Annotated in this window: 17 protein-coding genes; 12 read left to right on the top strand and 5 right to left on the bottom strand. The window is 62.9% G+C overall.

Annotation, left to right across the window (positions count from 1 at the left end; translation table 11 throughout):
* The first annotated feature begins 313 nt into the window (after positions 1 to 313).
* On the top strand, positions 314 to 1,012 hold the full coding sequence (locus HV796_RS15100; protein ID WP_175227308.1) for a response regulator transcription factor: 699 nt from the start codon (positions 314 to 316) through the stop codon (positions 1,010 to 1,012).
* Between the two features lie 115 nt (positions 1,013 to 1,127).
* Here the strand turns inward: HV796_RS15100 and HV796_RS15095 are convergent, their stop codons facing one another.
* Positions 1,128 to 2,024 (bottom strand): fructose bisphosphate aldolase, encoded by an 897-nt coding sequence (locus HV796_RS15095; RefSeq protein WP_175227307.1) that lies wholly within the window; start codon positions 2,022 to 2,024, stop codon positions 1,128 to 1,130.
* A gap of 428 nt (positions 2,025 to 2,452) precedes the next feature.
* Between HV796_RS15095 and deoC the strand changes: the two genes are divergently transcribed.
* The 8 genes from deoC to HV796_RS15055 all read left to right on the top strand — a co-directional run bounded on the left by deoC (position 2,453) and on the right by HV796_RS15055 (position 12,328).
* Positions 2,453 to 3,463, top strand: coding sequence for a deoxyribose-phosphate aldolase (gene deoC, locus HV796_RS15090; RefSeq protein WP_175227306.1), 1,011 nt, complete (start codon positions 2,453 to 2,455; stop codon positions 3,461 to 3,463).
* A gap of 28 nt (positions 3,464 to 3,491) precedes the next feature.
* Positions 3,492 to 5,894: an aldehyde dehydrogenase family protein gene (locus HV796_RS15085; RefSeq protein ID WP_175227305.1), complete on the top strand. Its 2,403-nt coding sequence runs from the start codon at positions 3,492 to 3,494 to the stop codon at positions 5,892 to 5,894.
* 69 nt (positions 5,895 to 5,963) lie between these two features.
* Positions 5,964 to 6,437, top strand: a complete 474-nt coding sequence (locus HV796_RS15080) for an RbsD/FucU family protein (RefSeq protein ID WP_175227304.1) — start codon at positions 5,964 to 5,966, stop codon at positions 6,435 to 6,437.
* On the top strand, positions 6,434 to 7,399 hold the full coding sequence (rbsK, locus tag HV796_RS15075) for a ribokinase (protein ID WP_175227303.1): 966 nt from the start codon (positions 6,434 to 6,436) through the stop codon (positions 7,397 to 7,399). The genes HV796_RS15080 and rbsK overlap by 4 nt, the downstream gene beginning before the upstream one ends.
* A gap of 46 nt (positions 7,400 to 7,445) precedes the next feature.
* Entirely contained in the window at positions 7,446 to 8,492 is a 1,047-nt protein-coding gene (locus HV796_RS15070) for an ABC transporter permease (RefSeq protein WP_175227302.1), read from the top strand.
* Positions 8,493 to 8,586: 94 nt separating this feature from the next.
* Positions 8,587 to 9,591 carry an autoinducer 2 ABC transporter substrate-binding protein gene (locus HV796_RS15065; RefSeq protein WP_175227301.1) on the top strand — a complete coding sequence of 335 codons (1,005 nt, stop codon included), beginning with the start codon at positions 8,587 to 8,589 and terminating at the stop codon, positions 9,589 to 9,591.
* Positions 9,592 to 9,701: 110 nt separating this feature from the next.
* Positions 9,702 to 11,234 (top strand): sugar ABC transporter ATP-binding protein, encoded by a 1,533-nt coding sequence (locus HV796_RS15060; RefSeq protein ID WP_175227300.1) that lies wholly within the window; start codon positions 9,702 to 9,704, stop codon positions 11,232 to 11,234.
* A 47-nt stretch (positions 11,235 to 11,281) separates the two neighbouring features.
* Complete coding sequence (locus tag HV796_RS15055) at positions 11,282 to 12,328, top strand: ABC transporter permease (protein ID WP_175227299.1); 1,047 nt, start codon at positions 11,282 to 11,284, stop codon at positions 12,326 to 12,328.
* A gap of 57 nt (positions 12,329 to 12,385) precedes the next feature.
* On the opposite strand, the gene HV796_RS15050 is transcribed toward HV796_RS15055, so the two are convergent.
* A complete protein-coding gene (locus HV796_RS15050; protein ID WP_175227298.1) occupies positions 12,386 to 13,111 on the bottom strand; it encodes a DeoR/GlpR family DNA-binding transcription regulator in 726 nt (241 codons plus the stop codon).
* 252 nt (positions 13,112 to 13,363) lie between these two features.
* Here HV796_RS15050 and HV796_RS15045 point away from each other — a divergent pair, with 252 nt between their 5' ends.
* Together HV796_RS15045 and HV796_RS15040 are read left to right on the top strand one after the other, a co-directional pair.
* A complete protein-coding gene (locus HV796_RS15045; protein WP_175227297.1) occupies positions 13,364 to 13,795 on the top strand; it encodes a DoxX family protein in 432 nt (143 codons plus the stop codon).
* Positions 13,796 to 13,885: 90 nt separating this feature from the next.
* On the top strand, positions 13,886 to 14,158 hold the full coding sequence (locus HV796_RS15040; RefSeq protein WP_175227296.1) for a hypothetical protein: 273 nt from the start codon (positions 13,886 to 13,888) through the stop codon (positions 14,156 to 14,158).
* Positions 14,159 to 14,263: 105 nt separating this feature from the next.
* On the opposite strand, the gene HV796_RS15035 is transcribed toward HV796_RS15040, so the two are convergent.
* Complete coding sequence (locus HV796_RS15035) at positions 14,264 to 15,745, bottom strand: MFS transporter (protein ID WP_175227295.1); 1,482 nt, start codon at positions 15,743 to 15,745, stop codon at positions 14,264 to 14,266.
* A gap of 187 nt (positions 15,746 to 15,932) precedes the next feature.
* On the opposite strand from HV796_RS15035, the gene HV796_RS15030 reads away from it, so the two are divergent.
* Positions 15,933 to 16,673, top strand: a complete 741-nt coding sequence (locus HV796_RS15030) for a response regulator transcription factor (RefSeq protein WP_175227294.1) — start codon at positions 15,933 to 15,935, stop codon at positions 16,671 to 16,673.
* A gap of 57 nt (positions 16,674 to 16,730) precedes the next feature.
* Here HV796_RS15030 and HV796_RS15025 read toward each other — a convergent pair whose 3' ends face one another.
* Positions 16,731 to 17,873, bottom strand: coding sequence for a branched-chain amino acid ABC transporter substrate-binding protein (locus HV796_RS15025; RefSeq protein ID WP_175227293.1), 1,143 nt, complete (start codon positions 17,871 to 17,873; stop codon positions 16,731 to 16,733).
* Between the two features lie 154 nt (positions 17,874 to 18,027).
* A complete protein-coding gene (locus HV796_RS15020) occupies positions 18,028 to 18,933 on the bottom strand; it encodes a dihydrodipicolinate synthase family protein (protein WP_175227292.1) in 906 nt (301 codons plus the stop codon).
* Between the last annotated feature and the right edge of the window lie 68 nt (positions 18,934 to 19,001).

Raw genomic sequence — 19,001 nt, 5'->3', positions numbered from 1 at the left:
CGTGAAAGGCGGCTGTCTCGACCGATGCAAAACGCAATTCTACGGACGGCCATTTCATTCAAAAACCCCATGCCGATCCACACAGTGATGACCGTGAATCCGCATCGGCACTCATCGAAAAAACGTGACAACATCTGCGCGAGAACGGGGGGCGTCAGTCTCTCTTCGTGCGATGTGCGTCGTCCTGATTCGACGTTTTCTGTCGACATGTCGACACGTGAATGCTGGTCAACCAAGTCATGAAGCAGAAGCATGGGCAAGCTCATCACTGTCGTTGCGCCCGGCAATAGCGCGTGTTCGATCGGAGACGATCATGCGCATTGACCCGGCAGGCCGCTCCGTGAAGATCGCCGAGGGCGCGATCGTGTATATCGTCGATGATGACGAGTCGGTGCGCGAGGCCGTTGAGGCGTTGCTAAGATCCGTTGGCGTCAGCGCCGAAACGTTTTCCTGCGCGCAGGATTTCTTTGCGTACCCGATGCCGGACGTGCCCGCCTGTCTCGTTCTCGACGTGCGATTGCGCGGTCAAAGCGGACTCGTCGTGCAGCAACAGATCGCCGCGCAACAGATGAGGATTCCGATCATATTCGTGACCGCGCATGGCGATATCGCGATGTCGGTCAGGGCAATGAAGGCGGGCGCCGCCGATTTTCTGGCGAAGCCGTTTCGCGATCAGGACCTGCTCGATGCGGTGACGCAGGCGCTTGCCGGCGACGTAGAGCGCCGTGCGGCCGACCGTTCGTTTGCGGAGTTGCGGCGCCGCTACGAACTCCTGACGCCGCGCGAACGGCACGTGATGGCGCGCGTCGTGAACGGCTTGCGCAACCGGCAGATTGCGCACGAGATGAATCTGAGCGAAAACACGACCAAGTTTCACCGCAATCAGGCGATGAAAAAGATGGAGTCGAAATCGCTGGTCGATTTCGTGTTGATGGGCGGTGTGCTCGGCTTGCAGGACGCACCGGACGCACCGTTGGCGCGAAGGCCGGTCAAGGATTCCGACGGCGCCTGAAGGGCAGGCGGCGCCGCGCGCCGTACGTTGCGCGAGCGCTGATAAGAAACGGGGCGGTCATACGACCGGCCCCGCTTCCGCGCAAGCAACGCGACCATGCCGGTTGGTCACGCGCTCAGTTCTTGACGACCGACGCCTGATAAATCTGGTCGATCGCCTTCGACAGCGTCGTATTGAACTCGCTGTCGCCCATCGGCTTTTTCAGATCATTGATCAGCGCGCGCGAGAAGCTCGCGATCATGCCGTCGTTCGACGCAAGCCGCTCGCACGCATCGTCGAGCGGGTAGCCGCCCGACAGCGCGACGACGCGCACGACGCGCGGGTGTTCGATCAGCGGCAGATAAAAGTCCGGCACTTCCGGCAGCGTGAGCTTGATCATCACGCGGCTTGTCTCCGGCAACGCGTTGAGGCCCTTGTGCAGCTCGGCCAGCAGGATCTTTTCCGCGCCGGCCTTGTCCGGGGTCTTGATCGACACTTCCGGTTCCAGAATGGGCACCAGGCCATGCTTGCCGATCTGCGCGCCGAACTCAAATTGTTGCTTGACGATCGCGGCGATCCCCGCCGACGAATTCTGATTGATCAGCGAACGCATCTTCGTGCCGAAGATGCCGAGCTTCACGGCGCGCTCGAGTAGCGTGTCGAGCCCGGGAATCGGTTTCATCAGACGCACGCCGTCCGCTTCTTCAATGAGGCCTTTGTCGACCTTCAGGAACGGCACGACACCGCGGTCTTCCCATAGAAACGACGGCACCGGCTTGCCTTGCACCTGGCCGTCCATTGTCATTTCGAACAGGATCGCGCCAATGATCTTGTCGCCAGTGAACGGGGGCGCGGTGATGATGCGCGTGCGCATCTCGTGCATCAGCTTGAACATTTCGGCGTCGCCGCTATAGGCGTCGTCCGGAATTCCGTATTGCCGCAATGCACCGGGTGTCGAGCCGCCGCTCTGATCGAGCGCCGCGATGAAGCCCGGCTTGTCAGTCATCTGAGCAAGCATTTTGTCGTTTGCCATGAGCGTTTCTCCGTAAGCCAATTAAAAACCGCTACAAAGCGCACCCTGGGAGGGTCCGTTGAATTCGTCCATATCAAAGTGTACTGGCATTGGCGGGCGCGCTTGTGAAAACGACGCTATACCGTGATCGGCGGGCTGCAAAGCAGCCAACCGTCCAATTTTGCCCGTGTCAGTCCGCAACGCATGTGCCCTGCGTTCCATTCGCTTCGCCACGCTGCGCGGCGTATTAGGTGAAAACCCCGAGGACCCTGCGCGCCACCGCGAAAGCCTTATACGACGGGACTTCGAGGTGCGCGGCAAGGTTTTTCGATCACATCGGAGATGAAATCAACGTAACGGCTCTTGTTACGATTCTCTCATTGACGTACGATTGGTTGCGAATAAACCATCAGCCGTTGCTGTGCATTGCACAAAACCGCGAACGTCTCATGCCTGAAGCTTCCACCTTGTCTTCCTCCATCGTTGCGCTTGCGCGCGGCGCGGCCGTTCATCCCGCGCGCAATCCCGGCACCCCGTTCGACGCGTCGTGGTTCGACGACCTGCGCGTCAATCAGTCAGCCGTCGAGCGGCGCACCGCGACACTCGGCACGCGCCGCACCGTCAAGAAAGATGCGCAGGCCGCGTGGCTGCTGAAAGCGATCACCTGCATTGACCTCACCACGCTGAACGGCGACGACACCGAGGGCCGCGTGCGGCGCTTGTGCGCGAAAGCGCGCCAGCCGGTGCGCGCGGAGATCCTTGCCGAGCTGGGTATTGCACCGCATGGCATCACGACCGGCGCGGTCTGTGTGTATCACCGTTTCGTCGCGGCCGCGGTCGACGCGCTGCGTGGCAGCGGCATTCCGGTCGCCGCGGTGTCGACAGGCTTTCCCGCAGGCCTGAATCCGCACGAACTGAAACTGAAAGAGATCGAGGCTTCGGTGGCGGATGGCGCTGAAGAGATCGACATCGTCGTGACGCGCGAGCATGTGCTGACCAGCAACTGGCGTGCGCTTCATGACGAAGTGCGCGATTTTCGCGCCGCGTGCGGCGCCGCGCATCTGAAGGCGATTCTCGCGACGGGCGATATCCGCACGCTGTCGAACGTTGCGCGCGCATCGATGGTGTGCATGATGGCCGGTGCCGATTTCATCAAGACCTCGACCGGCAAGGAAGGCGTCAACGCGACGCTCGACGTATCGCTCGTGATGGTGCGGATGATTCGCGAATACCACGCGCGCACCGGCGTGCTGATCGGCTTCAAGCCGGCTGGCGGCGTCTCCGATGCGAAGACCGCGCTGCTGTATCAGATATTGATGAAGGAGGAACTCGGGCGCGCATGGCTCGAACCGGCGCTGTTCCGCATCGGCGCATCGAGTCTGCTCGCCGATATCGAACGCCAGCTCGAGCATCACGCGAGCGGCCGTTACTCCGCCTTCAACCGACACCCCGTTGCATAACGTTGCATCCGCAAGCAAACCGATTCTCATGAGCGTAGCCGAGTATTTTTCATCGATGGAGTACGGTCCCGCACCGGAGGACGACCAGCCCGCGCGCGCGTGGCTCGCGCAGCACAGCGGCGTCTTCGGTCATTTCATTGGCGGCGCGTGGCGCGCGCCGTCTTCGGGCGAGCGTTTCGCGACGCATGAGCCGGCGTCGGGCGAGCCACTCGCGCAGATCGCACAAGGCGATGCAACGGATGTCGACGCGGCGGTGGCCGCCGCGCGCACCGCGCAACCCGCATGGCGCGCGCTGGGCGGCGCGGGGCGCGCGCGGCACTTGTATGCGCTCGCGCGCATGGTGCAGCGGCACAGCCGGCTATTCGCGGTGCTGGAAGCACTCGATAACGGCAAGCCGATTCGCGAAACACGCGACATCGACATTCCGCTCGTCGCGCGACACTTCCTTCACCACGCGGGCTGGGCGCAACTCCAGGACAGCGAATTCGCGGACTACGCGCCGCTTGGCGTGATCGGCCAGATCGTGCCGTGGAATTTCCCGCTGCTGATGCTCGCGTGGAAGATCGCGCCCGCGCTCGCAACCGGCAACTGCGTGGTATTGAAGCCGGCCGAATACACGCCACTGACCGCGCTGCTGTTCGCCGAGCTTGCGCAGCGCGCTGGCCTGCCGTCGGGTGTACTGAACGTCGTGACCGGTGATGGCCGCACGGGTGCCGCGCTGGTCGAACATCCGGATGTCGACAAGATCGCGTTCACCGGTTCGACCGAAGTCGGCCGGCTGATTCGCGAGGCCACCGCCGGCTCCGGCAAATCGCTGACGCTCGAGCTGGGCGGCAAGTCGCCGTTTATCGTCTTCGACGATGCGGATCTCGATGGCGCGGTGGAAGGCGTGGTCGACGCGATCTGGTTCAACCAGGGACAAGTGTGCTGCGCCGGTTCGCGGCTGCTCGTGCAGGAAGGCATCGAGGCCCGCTTTATCGACAAGCTGAAGCGGCGCATGGCGACGCTGCGGATCGGCCCGTCGCTGGATAAGGGCATCGATATCGGCGCGATCGTCGATCCGGTGCAGCTCGAGCGCATCCACGCGCTGGTCGAAACGGGACGCCGCGAAGGTTGCATGGTCTGGCAAGCGGCGGAAACGCAAATGCCGGGACAAGGCTGCTTTTATCCTCCGACGCTCGTGACCGGCGTCGCCCCTGCGTCGACCCTTGCACAGGAAGAAATCTTCGGCCCGGTGCTGGTGACGATCAGCTTTCGCACACCCGACGAAGCGGTTGCGCTCGCGAACAACACGCGCTACGGACTGGCCGCGAGCGTGTGGAGCGAAACCATTGGGCGGGCGCTCGATATCGCGCCGCGTCTTGCGTGCGGCGTGGTGTGGGTCAATGCGACCAATCTGTTTGACGCGGCGGTCGGCTTCGGCGGCTATCGCGAATCGGGCTATGGCCGCGAAGGCGGGCGGGAGGGCATTTACGAATACCTGAAGCCGAACGCATGGCTTAATCTGCCGCAGCGGCGTGCGAGCCAGCGCGTCGTCAGCGAAGCGCTGACCGCCGACGAAGGCGCTATACATGCGGACGACCCGTTCAATGTGGACCGCACCGCGAAGCTGTTTGTCGGTGGCAAGCAGGTGCGGCCGGACAGCGGCTACTCGCTGCCGGTGGTCGGGCCGGATGGCGCGTTGATGGGCGAGGTCGGCGCGGGCAACCGCAAGGACATTCGTAACGCGGTGGCGGCCGCGCGTGGCGCGCAGAAGTGGTCCGGCACGACCGCGCACAACCGCGCGCAGGTGCTGTATTTCCTCGCCGAAAATCTCGCGGTGCGCTCGCGCGAATTCGCGGCGCAACTGGTTGCGCGCACCGGTGTCAGCGAGGCGCAAGCGCGCAACGAAGTGGAAGCGTCGGTCAAGCGCCTATTTACGTACGCGGCGTGGGCCGACAAGTTCGATGGCGCGGTGCATGCGCCGCCGCTGCGCGGCGTCGCGCTCGCGATGCACGAGCCGCTTGGCGTGATCGGCATCGCGTGCCCGGATGAGGCGCCGCTGCTCGCGTTGGTGTCGCTGGTTGCGCCGGCGCTGGCGATGGGCAACCGCGTGGTCGCGTTGCCGAGTGTCGCGTGCCCGCTGGCCGCAACGGATTTTTATCAGGTTGTGGAAACATCGGACGTGCCTGCTGGAGTGCTGAATATCGTCACAGGTGAGCGTGGTCCGTTGCTCGACGCGCTTGCCAAACATGATGACGTCGACGCGCTGTGGTGTTTTGGCGATACGAGCGATTCGGCGAAGGTCGAGCGCGCATCGGTCGGTAACCTGAAGCGCACGTTCGTCGACCACGGCCGCCGCTTCGACTGGTTCGACCGATCGACTGAAGGCCCGGTGCTGCTGCGCCAGGCCGTGCAGGTGAAGAACATCTGGATACCGTACGGCGACTGATCCGCACACCGTGCGCATGCGCGAAGCACGCGCGACGGATCAGAAGCCAACCGAAACGGAGGAGACAACGTGCTGAAAAATGTAGACCCGCTGCTTAACGCCGACGTGCTGTACGCGTTGCGCGCGATGGGGCACGGCGATGAGCTCATTATTTGCGACGCGAATTTTCCCGCCGACTCTGTTGCGCGTGCAACGGTGTTCGGCAAACTACTGCGGATCGACGGTGCTGACGCGCCACGGGCGATCCGCGCGGTGCTGTCGGTGCTGCCGCTGGACACCTTCGTCGACGATCCGGCCTTGCGGATGGAAGTGGTCGGCGAGCCGAGCACGATTCCTGCCGTGCAGCGCGAAGCGCAGGCTGAAGTGAATGCCGCTGAAGGGCGTGAGCTGCCGTTCAAATCGATCGAACGCTTCGCTTTCTATGAGCGTGCGCGCCAGGCGTATTGCGTGATCGCGACCGGTGAGCAGCGCGGGTACGGCTGCTTCGTGTTCAAGAAGGGTGTGATGCTCGCGCCGGATGCACCAAGGAACCCGAATTCATGACCACGCAATCGCAATCTCAGGGCCGCGTGGTGATTCTCGGTATCTACGTGACCGATCTGACGTTTCGCGCGGAGCGCATGCCGTTGATCGGCGAAACGATCGCGGGCTCCGCGTTCGCGATGGGGCCGGGCGGCAAGGGCTCGAACCAGGCGGTCGCGGCCGCGCGCGCAGGCGCCGACGTTGTGTTCTGCACGCGCGTCGGCAACGACGCGTTCGGCCAGATCGCGCGTGCGACCTGGGACGCCGAATGCATCACGTCGCGCGCTACCGTGGTTGATGGCGCGTCGACGGGCGCCGCGCATATCTTCGTCGATGAAACGACCGGAATGAACGCGATCATCGTCGCGTCCGGCGCCGCAGGCACGCTGTCCGCCGCGGACGTCGACGCGATCGAAGCCGATATCGCCGGCGCACGCGTGTTTGTCACGCAACTCGAACAACCGATTCCCGCCGCGAAGCGCGGCCTCGAAGTGGCGCGCAAGCATCGCGTAACAACGGTGTTCAATCCGGCGCCGGCGTTGCCGCTTGACGACGATATCTTCCCGCTGTGCGACTACATTACGCCGAACGAGACCGAGACCGCGGCGCTCACCGGCGTGGCCGTGAACAACGTCGACGACGCGCGCCGTGCAGCGGATGTGCTGTTGAAGAAAGGCGTCGGCACCGCGATTGTCACGCTGGGCGAAGCGGGCGCGCTGTTGCATTCGGCGCATCAGTCGGTGTTCGTGCCCGCGTTTCGCTGCGGGCGTGTCGTCGAGACCGCGGGTGCCGGCGACGGCTTCACCGGCGGCTTCGCGGCTGCGCTTGCGCGCGGCGAAGATCCGGTGGCGGCGACGCGTTTCGGATGCGCACTCGCGGGCATTTCGGTCACGCGCGCGGGCACCGCGCCGTCGATGCCGACGCTCGCTGAAATCAACCAGGTTTTGAGTCAGTCCGGTTTCGCTCACGCGCTGTCCGCGTGAGCGAAGCTGCGACGTATCGCGAAGTCCGAAGGAGCTTGCCGTTACCATGAAGTTCTCGCTCAACGCGCAAAAGCTGTTCGCCGACCGGCAGCTGAACTTCCTGCTCGCCGTGAATCTGCTGATTGTCCTGGTGGCGATCTGGCTTTCGCATGGCCAGTTCGTCGGCATCGACAATATGCAGTCGATGGCCGCGCAACTTCCCGAAGTGGCGCTGCTTGCGCTGGGCATCATGCTGTCGATGCTGTCCGGCAATGGCGGGATCGACCTGTCGGGTGTCGGGCTGGCGAATCTTTCCGGCATGATCGCCGCGCTGATCGTGCCGAAAGTGGTGAGCGGCGACAATTCGCCGGCGCTGTTTACCGCGCTGTTCTGCGTGATCGTCGTGGGTTCGGGCCTGCTGGGCGGCCTGCTGAACGGCTTCATCATCGCGCGTTTGAAGCTCACACCGATCCTTTGCACGCTGGGCACGCAGTTGCTCTTTACCGGGTTTGCGGTGGCGCTGAGCAACGGCGCATCGGTTCACGTCGACTACGTCGATCCGCTTTCCGACATCGGTAACGGCACGTTCTTCCAGGTGCCCATCCAGTTTTGCATCTTTATCGTGGCCGTCGTGTTTCTTGGCTGGCTGCTCAGGCGCACGCCGTTCGGTCTGCGACTCTATCTGATGGGCACCAATCAGCGCGCCGCTTTCTATGCCGGCATTCCACGCGAACGGATGCTGATCCTGACTTACACGATGTGCGGCATTCTTGCGTCGCTGGCCGGTCTGGTGAGCGTGTCCCACACGCTTAGCGCGAAATGGGACTACGGCAATTCGTATCTGCTGATCGCGATACTGATCGCGGTGATGGGTGGCGTGAATCCGGCGGGCGGCTACGGACGCATCATTTGCGTGTTTTTTGCTGCGACCGTGCTGCAGTTCCTGTCGAGCCTGTTCAATCTGCTCGGCGTGTCGCAGTTCTTTGGCGATTGCGCGTGGGGCTTTCTGCTGCTGCTGTCGCTTGCGTTCGCGGGCGGCGAGCGGGTTCGCTCGATCTTCGGCCTCGGCGTGGGCAGACAGCAGAGCGGTGGCAAGCGCCCGGCGGGCGGCTAGCCAGTCAACCCGATGAAATCAGGCGGGCATCGTGCCTCGGGCGCCCGTCTTCGTTAATCGTGGGGCGTCAACGAAAAAGCAAGGAGACAACTCTATGAAACCCGTACGATTGGGCATTGTTCTGACAGCATGCGCACTCGCCGCCGGACTTGCGGCGACAGCCTATGCGGCAACCAATGAGACGATCGTCACTGTCGTCAAGGTGACGGGCATCAGCTGGTTCAACCGGATGGACGAAGGCGTCAAGCAGTTCGGCCAGGAAACGCCGGGCGTGACCGTCTACCAGACGGGTCCCGGGCGGGCCGACGCGGCGCAGCAGCTGAAGATCATTGAAGACCTGATCGCGAAGAAGGTGAATGCGATTGCCGTCGTGCCGTACGACCCGCCGACGCTCGAGCCCGCGCTGAAGAAGGCGATGGACCGCGGCATCAAGGTGGTCACGCATGAGGCGGACAACGAAAAGAACACAATGGTCGACGTCGAGGCATTCGACAATTCCGCGTATGGCGCCGCGCTCAACGATCGGCTCGCGTCGTGCATGCACGATGACGGCAAATGGGCGACGCTGGTCGGCTCGCTCGGCAGCCGCTCGCAGGTGCAGTGGGCCAATGGCGGCATCGACAATGCGAAGGCGAAGTACCCGAAGATGACGCTCGTCGAGACGAACCTCGAGACGAACAACGACGGCGAGCGCGCGTATGAAGTCGCGAAGGAAGTGCTGCGCAAGCATCCGGATCTGAAGGGCTTCCAGGGCTCGTCGTCGCTCGACGTGATCGGTATCGGCCGCGCGGTCGAGGAAGCGGGCCTGCAGGGCAAGATCTGCGTGTACGGCACGGGTCTGCCGACTGAGGCAGGCAAGTACCTCGAAAGCGGTGCGATCAACGGTATCGCGTTCTGGGATCCGAAGCTCGCGGGCCTCGCGATGAACAAGATCGCGAAGATGCTGATCGACGGTAAGACGGTCGAGAACGGCGCGAACCTCGGTTTGCCGGGCTACGAGAAAGTGACGGTGTCGAAGGGACCGGGCAAGGGCATCATCGTGCGCGGTCAGGGCTGGGTCAGCGTCGACAAGTCGAACTACAAGCAGTATTCGTTCTAAGTCGAACTGACCGGCGTTTTGAAGCTGGTTTGATGTTTGGTTGACCGTGCATCCGCGTCGTGAGTGATATCCCGGCGTGGATGCGCGCTTGAAGATAACGGCCTCGCACCATGAACTCACCCGTTTCCTCGACACCGTTTCTCGAAGTGGTCGGCGTGCACAAGCGCTTTACCGGCGTGCATGCGCTGCGCGGCGTGAGCCTGTCGTTCGAGCGCGGACAGATTTACCACCTGCTCGGCGAAAACGGCTGCGGCAAGAGCACGCTGATCAAGATCATTTCCGGCGCACAGCCGCCGGATGAAGGCGAACTCGTGATCGAGGGCGTGCGGCACGCGCGGCTGTCGGCGCTTGAATCGCTCGCGGCGGGCATCGAAACGGTGTATCAGGACCTGTCGCTGCTGCCGAACATGAACGTCGCGGAGAATGTCGCGCTGACCTCCGAGCTGGCCGAGCACAACGGGCGCCTCACGCGCACGTTCGACCGCCAGGCGCTCGCGGCGACGGCGCAGCGCGCGCTGCATGCAGTGGGTCTGCCCGGCGACGCGGAATTCCAGGCCACGCTCATCGAGCAGTTGCCGCTTGCGACGCGTCAGCTTGTCGCGATCGCGCGCGCGATCGCCAGCGAGGCGAAATTCGTGATCATGGACGAACCGACCACGTCGCTGACGCAAAAGGAAGTCGACAATCTGATCGCCGTGCTCGGCAATCTGCGCGCCCAGGGTGTGACCGTGCTGTTCGTGAGCCATAAGCTCGACGAATGCTATGCGATCGGCGGCGAGGTGATCGTGCTGCGAGACGGTCAGAAGATGGCGCAAGGTCCGATCGAGCAATACACGAAGGCGCAAATCAGCGAGTTGATGACTGGGCGCCAGTTGTCGAACGAGCGCTATCGCGAAGGCGGTGTTGGCAGCGAAGTGGTACTCGATGTGAAACATCTGACGCGCAGCGCGCAATTCGCGGATGTGTCGTTCTCGGTGCATCGCGGCGAAATTCTCGGCGTGACGGGGCTGCTCGATTCGGGCCGCAATGAACTGGCCCGTGCGCTAGCCGGCGTTGCACCGGCCGATAGCGGCACGCTGGTGCTTGACGGCAAGACGATCGCGGTGCGCACGCCGTCCGATGCGAAAGACCATCGGATCGGCTACGTGCCGGAAGACCGGCTCAACGAAGGGTTGTTTCTTGACAAGCCGATTCGCGACAACGTGATCACCGCGATGATCGCGAGTCTGCGGGACCGCTTCGGGCAGGTCGACCGTGCCCGCGCGCACGCGCTCGCGGTCGACACCGTGAAAGAGCTGCAAATCGCGACACCCGACGTCGACAAGCCGGTGCAATCGCTGTCGGGCGGCAACCAGCAGCGCGTGCTGATCGGCCGCTGGCTCGCGATCGATCCGCGCGTGCTGATTCTGCATGGGCCGACGGTGGGCGTCGACGTCGGTTCAAAGGACATCATCTATCGGATCATGCAGCGGCTGTCGCAGCGTGGGATCGGCATCATTCTGATCAGCGACGACTTGCCCGAGTTGCTGCGGAACTGCGACCGGATTCTGATGATGAAGAAAGGCCGCGTGGCGAACGAATACCGCGCGGATCAGCTGGAAGAAGCGGACCTGTATCACGCGCTGCTGTCGGAAGCCGCGTAGAGACCTTCGGGCGCTTCATCGGTTATAAAGGTTAAAGGAAGTCATCGATGTCATCGAGCATGAACCGGACCATGGCCACTCCCAACGTCGCTGAAATCGCACCCAAGCTCAGGCCGTCAGGCTGGCGGACGCGTCTCGCGCGCCAGCCGGAATGGTTCACGGCTGCGTTGATCGCCGTGATGTGCGTCGTCGTCGGCGTGATCAATCCGCGCTTTTTCCAGCTCGCGACGCTGTTCGATCTGCTGCATTCGGCGACGACCGTGTCGCTGTTCGCGCTCGGTACGCTGGTCGTGCTCGCGTCGGGCGGTATCGATGTGTCGTTCACCGCAATCGGCGCGCTGACGATGTATGCGATCACGAAAGCCGTGTTTGCGTGGTGGCCCGATGCGCCGTTCGCCCTGATTCTGCTGACAGGCACGGTGGGCGGCATTCTGCTCGGCGTGATCAACGGCGTGCTGGTTTATCGGCTCAAGGCGCCGTCGCTGATCGTGACGATCGGCACGCAATACCTGTATCGCGGGGTGCTGCTGACGTTTGTCGGCACGACGTTCTTTATGAACATCCCGCACAGCATGGATCACTTCGGCCGCATTCCGCTGTTCTTCTATCACACCGCCGACGGCTTGCGCGCGGTGCTGCCGGTGTCGGTGCTCGCACTCGTGCTTGCCGCGGCGCTCACGTGGTGGCTGCTCAATCGCACGATGATGGGGCGCGGCGTCTATGCGATGGGCGGCAGCCTCGCGATTGCCGAGCGGCTCGGTTACAACCTGCGCGCGATCCATCTGTTCGTGTTTGGTTATACGGGGATGCTGGCGGGCATTGCGGGCATTCTTCACGTGTCGAACAACCGGCTCGCGAATCCGTTCGACCTGGTGGGCACGGAGCTCGATGTAATCGCCGCCGTTATTCTGGGCGGCGCGCGCATCACGGGCGGCACGGGCACGGTGGCGGGCACGCTGCTCGGCGTCGTGCTCGTCACGCTGATCAACAACGTGCTGATTCTGGTGGGCGTGCCGAGCACCTGGCAGAAGGTGATTATCGGCGCGTTCATTCTGATTGCCGGTACGCTGTTCGCGCTGCAGCGAAAGCGCTAGGCGGACCTTGAGCCCTTCTGCGGGCTTCACCGTTGATGCCGCAAAACGCCGGCGCATTCATTTGCGCCGGCGTGCTTCCTGTCCCTTCTCGGTGATGATCGAGTCGAAGTCGTCGACCTGCGAAAAGCGCACCGCCTTGACCACGCCGAACTTGCTGCTGTCCACGACCAGATGGCTTTCCACCGAGCTTGCCATTGCTGCCTGCTTGAGCGCAACTTCGTGAAAATTCCAGCACGTGACGCCGTGTGCGACATCGACACCGCCCGCCGAAATAAACGCCTTGTTGATGCCCATACGACGCAGCATCTCGATGCTTTCCTCGCCGGCGAACGAGTCTGAGGACGGCACGTAAACACCGCCTAGCAGGATCATCCGCACATTCGGCTTGCGCCGCAGAATTTCCGCGACGTTTAGCGAATAGCAGACGACCGTGACATGCATTTCCGTCGGAATCAGCCGCGCGAGCGTGGTCAGTGTCGTGCCGCAGTCGATAAAGATCGTTTCGTTGTTAGCGATAAGGCCGGCCGCGATCGACGAAGCTTCCGCTTTCGCCTGCGCGAAGTGATCTTTTTCCTGTTCCAGTGAATAGCCGGCGCTATTCGGCACGTCGTTCGCACTGACGATATAGCCGCCGAGATACGTAAATTTGGCGGGACTCGCGGCAATATCGCGGCGCACGGTCATTTCGGAAACGCCGAGCAGTGACGCGGCGTCGCGCAGACGCATCACGCTTTGTCTTGCCAATGCATCGGCAAGCACACGCAGACGCTCAGTTTTGACCATGGAAGTCCTCGGGGGCAACGCACGCGAGTGCGTTAGATTTCGTTCGGGTTATGAGAGAATTATAACAACCGGCGTGACATGCTGTGAGATAAAAACATGGATCGAAAGCGCTTTTGCTTCACTCACACGCATCGTGCGCGGCGCTATTTCGAATGCATATAAAACGCGGCATGTGAATACCCCATGGCCATTCGCGGGAACTGACGCCATTTGGCGCGGTCTTTTGCATATTCGAATGGGAGGGGACAAACCATGACGCGTGCCGTCGAATCCGGCGTGATTTTCATTGCACGTCTCGCGCTTGCTGTGCTGTTCCTGTGGGGCGCCGCGATCAAATTGACGGGATACGCGGGCTTTATGGCCTACTTGCACGCGAGGGACGTGCCGTTTGTGATTTTTGCGGCGCCGCTTGTCATCGCTATCGAACTGCTTGGCGGGATATTGCTGGTGGTCGGTTGGCGGATTCGTGCGCTCGGTCTGATTCTTGCGATCTACACGGTGGCAACTGCGATTTTCGGCCATGATTTCTGGAACGTCACCGACGCTAGTCTGCAGCGCGAAATGGTCGTGCAATTCTGGAAAAACATCGCCATTGCCGGCGGATTTCTGCTACTGGTTGTCACTGGCGCGGGGCGCATCAGCATCGATGGTGCACGTGCGCCGCGCGGTGGACTCAACCGGTAGTGGGGCCTCGTATTGGATGAACCGGCACCGGCCGCGACTGTCGGTGCGATGGCATCCAGCGAACCGTTTTGAGCGGACAAGGAGCACGCAATGATTCAAGCTTTCGACCAATTGATCGGCGGCCAGGTGTTGCAGTTTTGTGCGAGCCTGGGCGAAGGGCCGACGCCGCATCGCGTCATCATCAGTCAGGCCGATTCGGCCAAGACGCTCGTCATTCTCGACGCTTCCGGTTTGCTCGGTAAGGTCAAGGCGGAGATCGAAGAACCCGCGGACCTTGTCGCGAACGCGATTCGCAAGACACAAAGCGAAGGGCTGATCGAAAAGGCGCTCGATACCGGCCAGATTCAGGAAGTGAGTTTGTAGGATGGACAGAAAACGATCGTGCGTGGCGCTGTCATCGATGCGCCGCGCGATCAGACGCCCGCGAGATGAGTCATATCGCGGGCGTCGCTGTTTTCACGGTTGGGTCTAAGTCGAGCCGCGTTGCGATGCCTGCGATTCGCACGGCGCACGTGTATGTGGATGCGGTTCGATGCAGCGTGCGAGCGCCGCGGCAATCAGCAGCACGACAGTCGAAACGGTCGTCGCGGTATGCAGGCCGGCCACGACATGCGCGGCTTGCGAGCCGCTCGCCAGCGCACCGAACGCGGCGACGCCGACCGCGCCGCCCGCCTGGCGCGCGGTGTTCAGCACCGCGGAAGCCGTGCCCGCGCGTCGTGCATCCGTTGAAGCAAGCACCGCGGTTGTCATCGCGGGCACCGCGAGCCCCATGCCGGACGGGATCAGCAGGAACGGCACCAGCAGTGCCCACAGCGGGCTATGCGCATTCACTCGTTGCAACAGGCCGTAGCCTAGCGCGGCAACCAGTGCGCCGGCGAGCATCGGCACGCGCGAGCCGAAGCGGCCGACGACCCAGCCACTCACGACATTCGAAATCAGAAAGCCACCGGTCAACGGCAGGAATACCAGGCCTGCCTGCAGCGGCGTGTCGCCGCGCGCGCTTTGCAAGAACAGGCTCAGCACGAACACGACGCCGTAGTACGTCAGATTCACGCACACGCCGAACAGCACTGCGGCGCTAAAGGTCCGGTTGCTGAACAGCGTCAGTGGCAGCATCGGCGCAACGGTGCGCCGCTCGGTCGCGATAAAGGCGAGCGCGGCGGCCAGCGCGACGCCGAGGCCGCCCGCGACGAGCGGATGGGCAATCCCGAGCGGCCGCCACTCGATGACCGCGCCGGTGAACGCGGTCAACGCAATGATCGCGAGGAACTGGCCGAGCGGGTCGATGCCGCGCGCTGAACCATCGGCCGTGGGCGGCACGCGCGCGCTGGCCGGCGCCGGCTTCGGCAGCCACGCGAACGTGGCGGCGAGGCCGGCCGCGCACAACGGCAAGTTCACGAGAAAGATGCTGCGCCAACCGAACATGTCGATCAGCACGCCGCCGACGACCGGGCCTGCGGCAATCGAGATCGCACCGGCGGCGGTCCACAGGCCGACCGCACGCGCACGCAGCTTCGGATCGTGCGCGCATGACTGATTGAGCAGCGCGAGCGAGTTCGGCAGCATCGCGGCCGCACCGACACCCTGGCAGGCGCGTGCGGCGACCAGCAGCGCGTCATTCACGGCGAGCCCGCATAGCAGCGACGCGCAGGCGAATAACGCAATGCCACCCGCGAAGATCCGCCGCGCGCCGTACCGGTCACCGAGCGCGCCCGCCGACAGCATGAGCACCGCGAACGCGAGCGTATAGGCATCGACGATCCACTGCAGCGCGGTGACGTTCGCATGCAGATCGGCGCCGATGCGCGCGAGCGCGACGTTGACGATCGTGACGTCGAGCTGGGTGACGACGAAGCCGACGCTGACTGTCGCGACGATCCGCGCCAGCGCGGGTGTCAAACGTGACGAAGGCGACGGCTGGGACGAGGGGGAAAGGGATAGGGTCTTCATACGACCCATGGTAGGGCCGCCGGCTGTCGCAACGTTTCGGACTCTTGCGAAATATCGGTGCGTGGTCGGGTGTAGCCGGATCGCGTCCGACACTGCGCAGCATATGCAAATTCAGACTGATCTTATGGGCATGATTATTTCGTGCCCAGAGAATCGCCACCGAGGCTACTAGTCGAGAATTTTTACAATGCGTATAGCAATCCTTCAACGCGATCCGGTGCGAAGCAAGCAGTTGGAGCGCGTTCTTGTGCAGGCGGGTCATAGCTGCATGGTCTATGACGACGGTTTGACGATGTCCAAAGCGCTGGCACGCTCCACCGCGGACCTGCTGGTGCTTGACTGGCATGGCGTGCGAATGTCCGGGGTCGACGTATTGAAGTCGACGCGTGCGGTGAGCGGGGACCGCGTGCCGGTGATATTCGTCTCCACCGAGGGTTCCGAGGAGAACGTCGTGCGCGCGCTGGCGAGCGGTGCGGACGACTATCTGACGTTTCCGCTCCGCATCGCCGAGTTTCGCGAACGGGTCACCGCGCTGTTGCGGCGCTCGTATCCGGAGCGGTTTGGTGTCACGAGCTTTGACGTTGGCCCGTATCATTTCGACACGCGTCGCCAGGTCGTCAAGTTGCGCGGCAAGCCGATTCAGTTGTCGGGCACGCAGTATCGTCTCGCGTCGCTGTTCTTTTCTAATGTGGGCCGCGTGCTGTCGCGCGACCATATCTTCGCGATGGTGTGGGGACGTGAGTTCCGCGAGGTCACGCGCACCATCGATAGCCACGTATCGCGCCTGCGTCTGCTGCTGCAGATCGAGGCTCACAACGATTACCGTCTGCAGCCGGTGTACAAGAGCGGTTACCGGCTGCTATGCGTGCGTCCGGAGGACGACGCGGCGGCGCAACCCGCTGAGGCGATCGAGCCGGCCGTCGCCTGATCACGGATCAACCACGCGCGCGGCACGGGCCGCGCGCTGCATCCACCTCTCGTTCGATCAGCTCTTCCCGCCGATTGTGTCCATCGGCACGAACGCACCTTTTTCCACCTTGTAGATCGTGACCGGCGCGTCCTTTAAATCGCCCTTCGTGTCATACGCGATGCCGTTTGACGTGACGCCCTTGAGGTTCACCTTGTCGAGCCACGACGTATAGACCTTCGGGTCGGTCGAGTTCGCGTCCTTCATCGCGGTCAGAAGCGCGATTGTGCCGTCATACGAGTAAGGCGAGTACGTGACCGGGTCTTCGTGGAAGCGTGCCTTGTAGCGTGCTTCGAAACCGGCAAAGCCCGGCATCTTCTCTTTCGGCAGCCCGCCCATATACACGATCGAGCCTTCGGCCGCGCTGCCGCCGACCTTCAGGAAAGTCGGCGACTTCGACATCTCGCCGGTGATGAACGCCGACTTGATGCCGAGCTGGCGCATCTTGCGGATCATCGGCGACGATTGCGCGTCGCCGCCGCCGTAGAAGATCGCGTCCGGGTTCAAGCCCTTCATGTTGGTCAGGATGGCGGAGAAATCCAGCGCCTTGTCATTCGTGAAGTCACGCTTGATCACGGTGCCGCCGGCCGCCGTCACGGCCGCGGCGAACTCGTCGGCGATGCCCTGGCCATAGGCGGTGCGATCATCGATGATCGCAATACGCTTGTAGTTCATGCGCTTCACCACATACGCCCCCATGATGCTGCCGGCTTGCGAATCGCTCGTCAGCAGCCGGTAGGTGGTCTTGTAGCCGCGTGCGGTGTAGACCGGCGAGGTCGCCATCGAAACCTGCGGCAGTCCCGCGCGGTTATACAGGTCGGACGCGGGAATGCTGGTGCCCGAATTGAAGTGGCCGATGATGCCGCGCACGCCGTCGTCGATCAAGCGCTGCGCGACCGTCGTGCCCGTGCGCGGATCGGCCTGGTCGTCTTCAGACGTCAACGCGAAGGTGACCGGCTTGCCGCCGATCACCGGATGCATCGCGTTGAAATCGTCGATCGCGAGCTGCGCGCCCTTTTGCATGTCGGTGCCGTAGTTCGATTGCTGGCCGGTCAGCGGCGCGGCAAAACCGATCTTCACGACGTCGGCGTCCGCGGCTTGCGCGCCGCTTGCCCACGCGAGCGCCGATGCGATCACGATATGCGATATCTTGAGCTTCACTGTGACTCCCCCGTGTAGGAATGAACGCAGGCGTGACGCATGCAATGCATATGACCGGTGCGTGGGTTGACAAGCGTTATGGTGCGAATGCCGGACTGCGGCGTGCGCTTACGGCACGCCGCGGGTGTTGCGCTTAACGTGAAAACACAGACGCTTACAGCTTTGGCAGCGCCGGTCGCGATTCGATCGAGCGGCGGATCAGCGCCTCAACGGCTTTGCGCTCGTCGCCGACGAGCGGCAGACGCGGCGGGCGCACCGGCTCGGTGCCAAGGCCGACGATCGCTTCGGCGAGCTTGATGTTCTGCACAAGCTTGGCGGATACGTCGAGCGCGAGCAGCGGCGCGAACCAGCGATAGATCGCGCGCGCTTCTTCGACGCGGCCTGCCTTGAACAGCTTGTAGATCGTCACCGTCTCGTGCGGGAACGCGCAAACGAGCCCGGCGACCCAGCCGTGCGCACCCATCAGCATGGCTTCGAGCGCGAGGTTGTCGACGCCGCACATGATCGAGTAACGGTCGCCGACCGCGTTGATCAGATCGGTCACGCGCCGCACGTCGCCACACGATTCCTTGATCGCGACGATCTTCTTTTCATCGGCGATTTCCGCGAACATGTCGGGCGTCATATCGACACCGTACGCAAGCGGATTGTTGTAGATCATCAGCGGCAGACTGCTTGCGTTTGCAACCATCCGGAAGTGGTTGAGCGTTTCGCGGCGGTCCGACAGATAGCGCAGGCCCGGCAGTACCATATAGCCGGCGGCGCCGTGCCGCGCGCCCGCTTGCGCCTGGCGGCACGCGTCGAGCGTGCTGTTTTCGGCGATCGTCAGCAGCACCGGCACGCGGCCATGTGACGCTTCGACGGCGATATCGAGCACTTGCAGCTTTTCATCGAGGGAAAGCGTCGACGCTTCGCCGAGCGAGCCGCATACGATGATGCCGTCGACACCCGCGTCGATCTGTGCCTCGATGTTCTTCTTCGTCCACGCGCGGTCTATGCTGAAATCCGCGTTGAATTTGGTGGTGACGGCGGGCATTACGCCTTCCCAGATGTGCGCCACGACTGCTCTCCTGATGTTGATGAATCGATCGCAGTGTAAGCAGGGAAAATTCCGCCGTCTTGCGCGAT

It is taken from the genome of Paraburkholderia humisilvae (genome assembly GCF_902859855.1).
Taxonomy (GTDB): domain Bacteria; phylum Pseudomonadota; class Gammaproteobacteria; order Burkholderiales; family Burkholderiaceae; genus Paraburkholderia; species Paraburkholderia humisilvae.
This window is presented reverse-complemented; position numbering and strand designations above follow the sequence as displayed.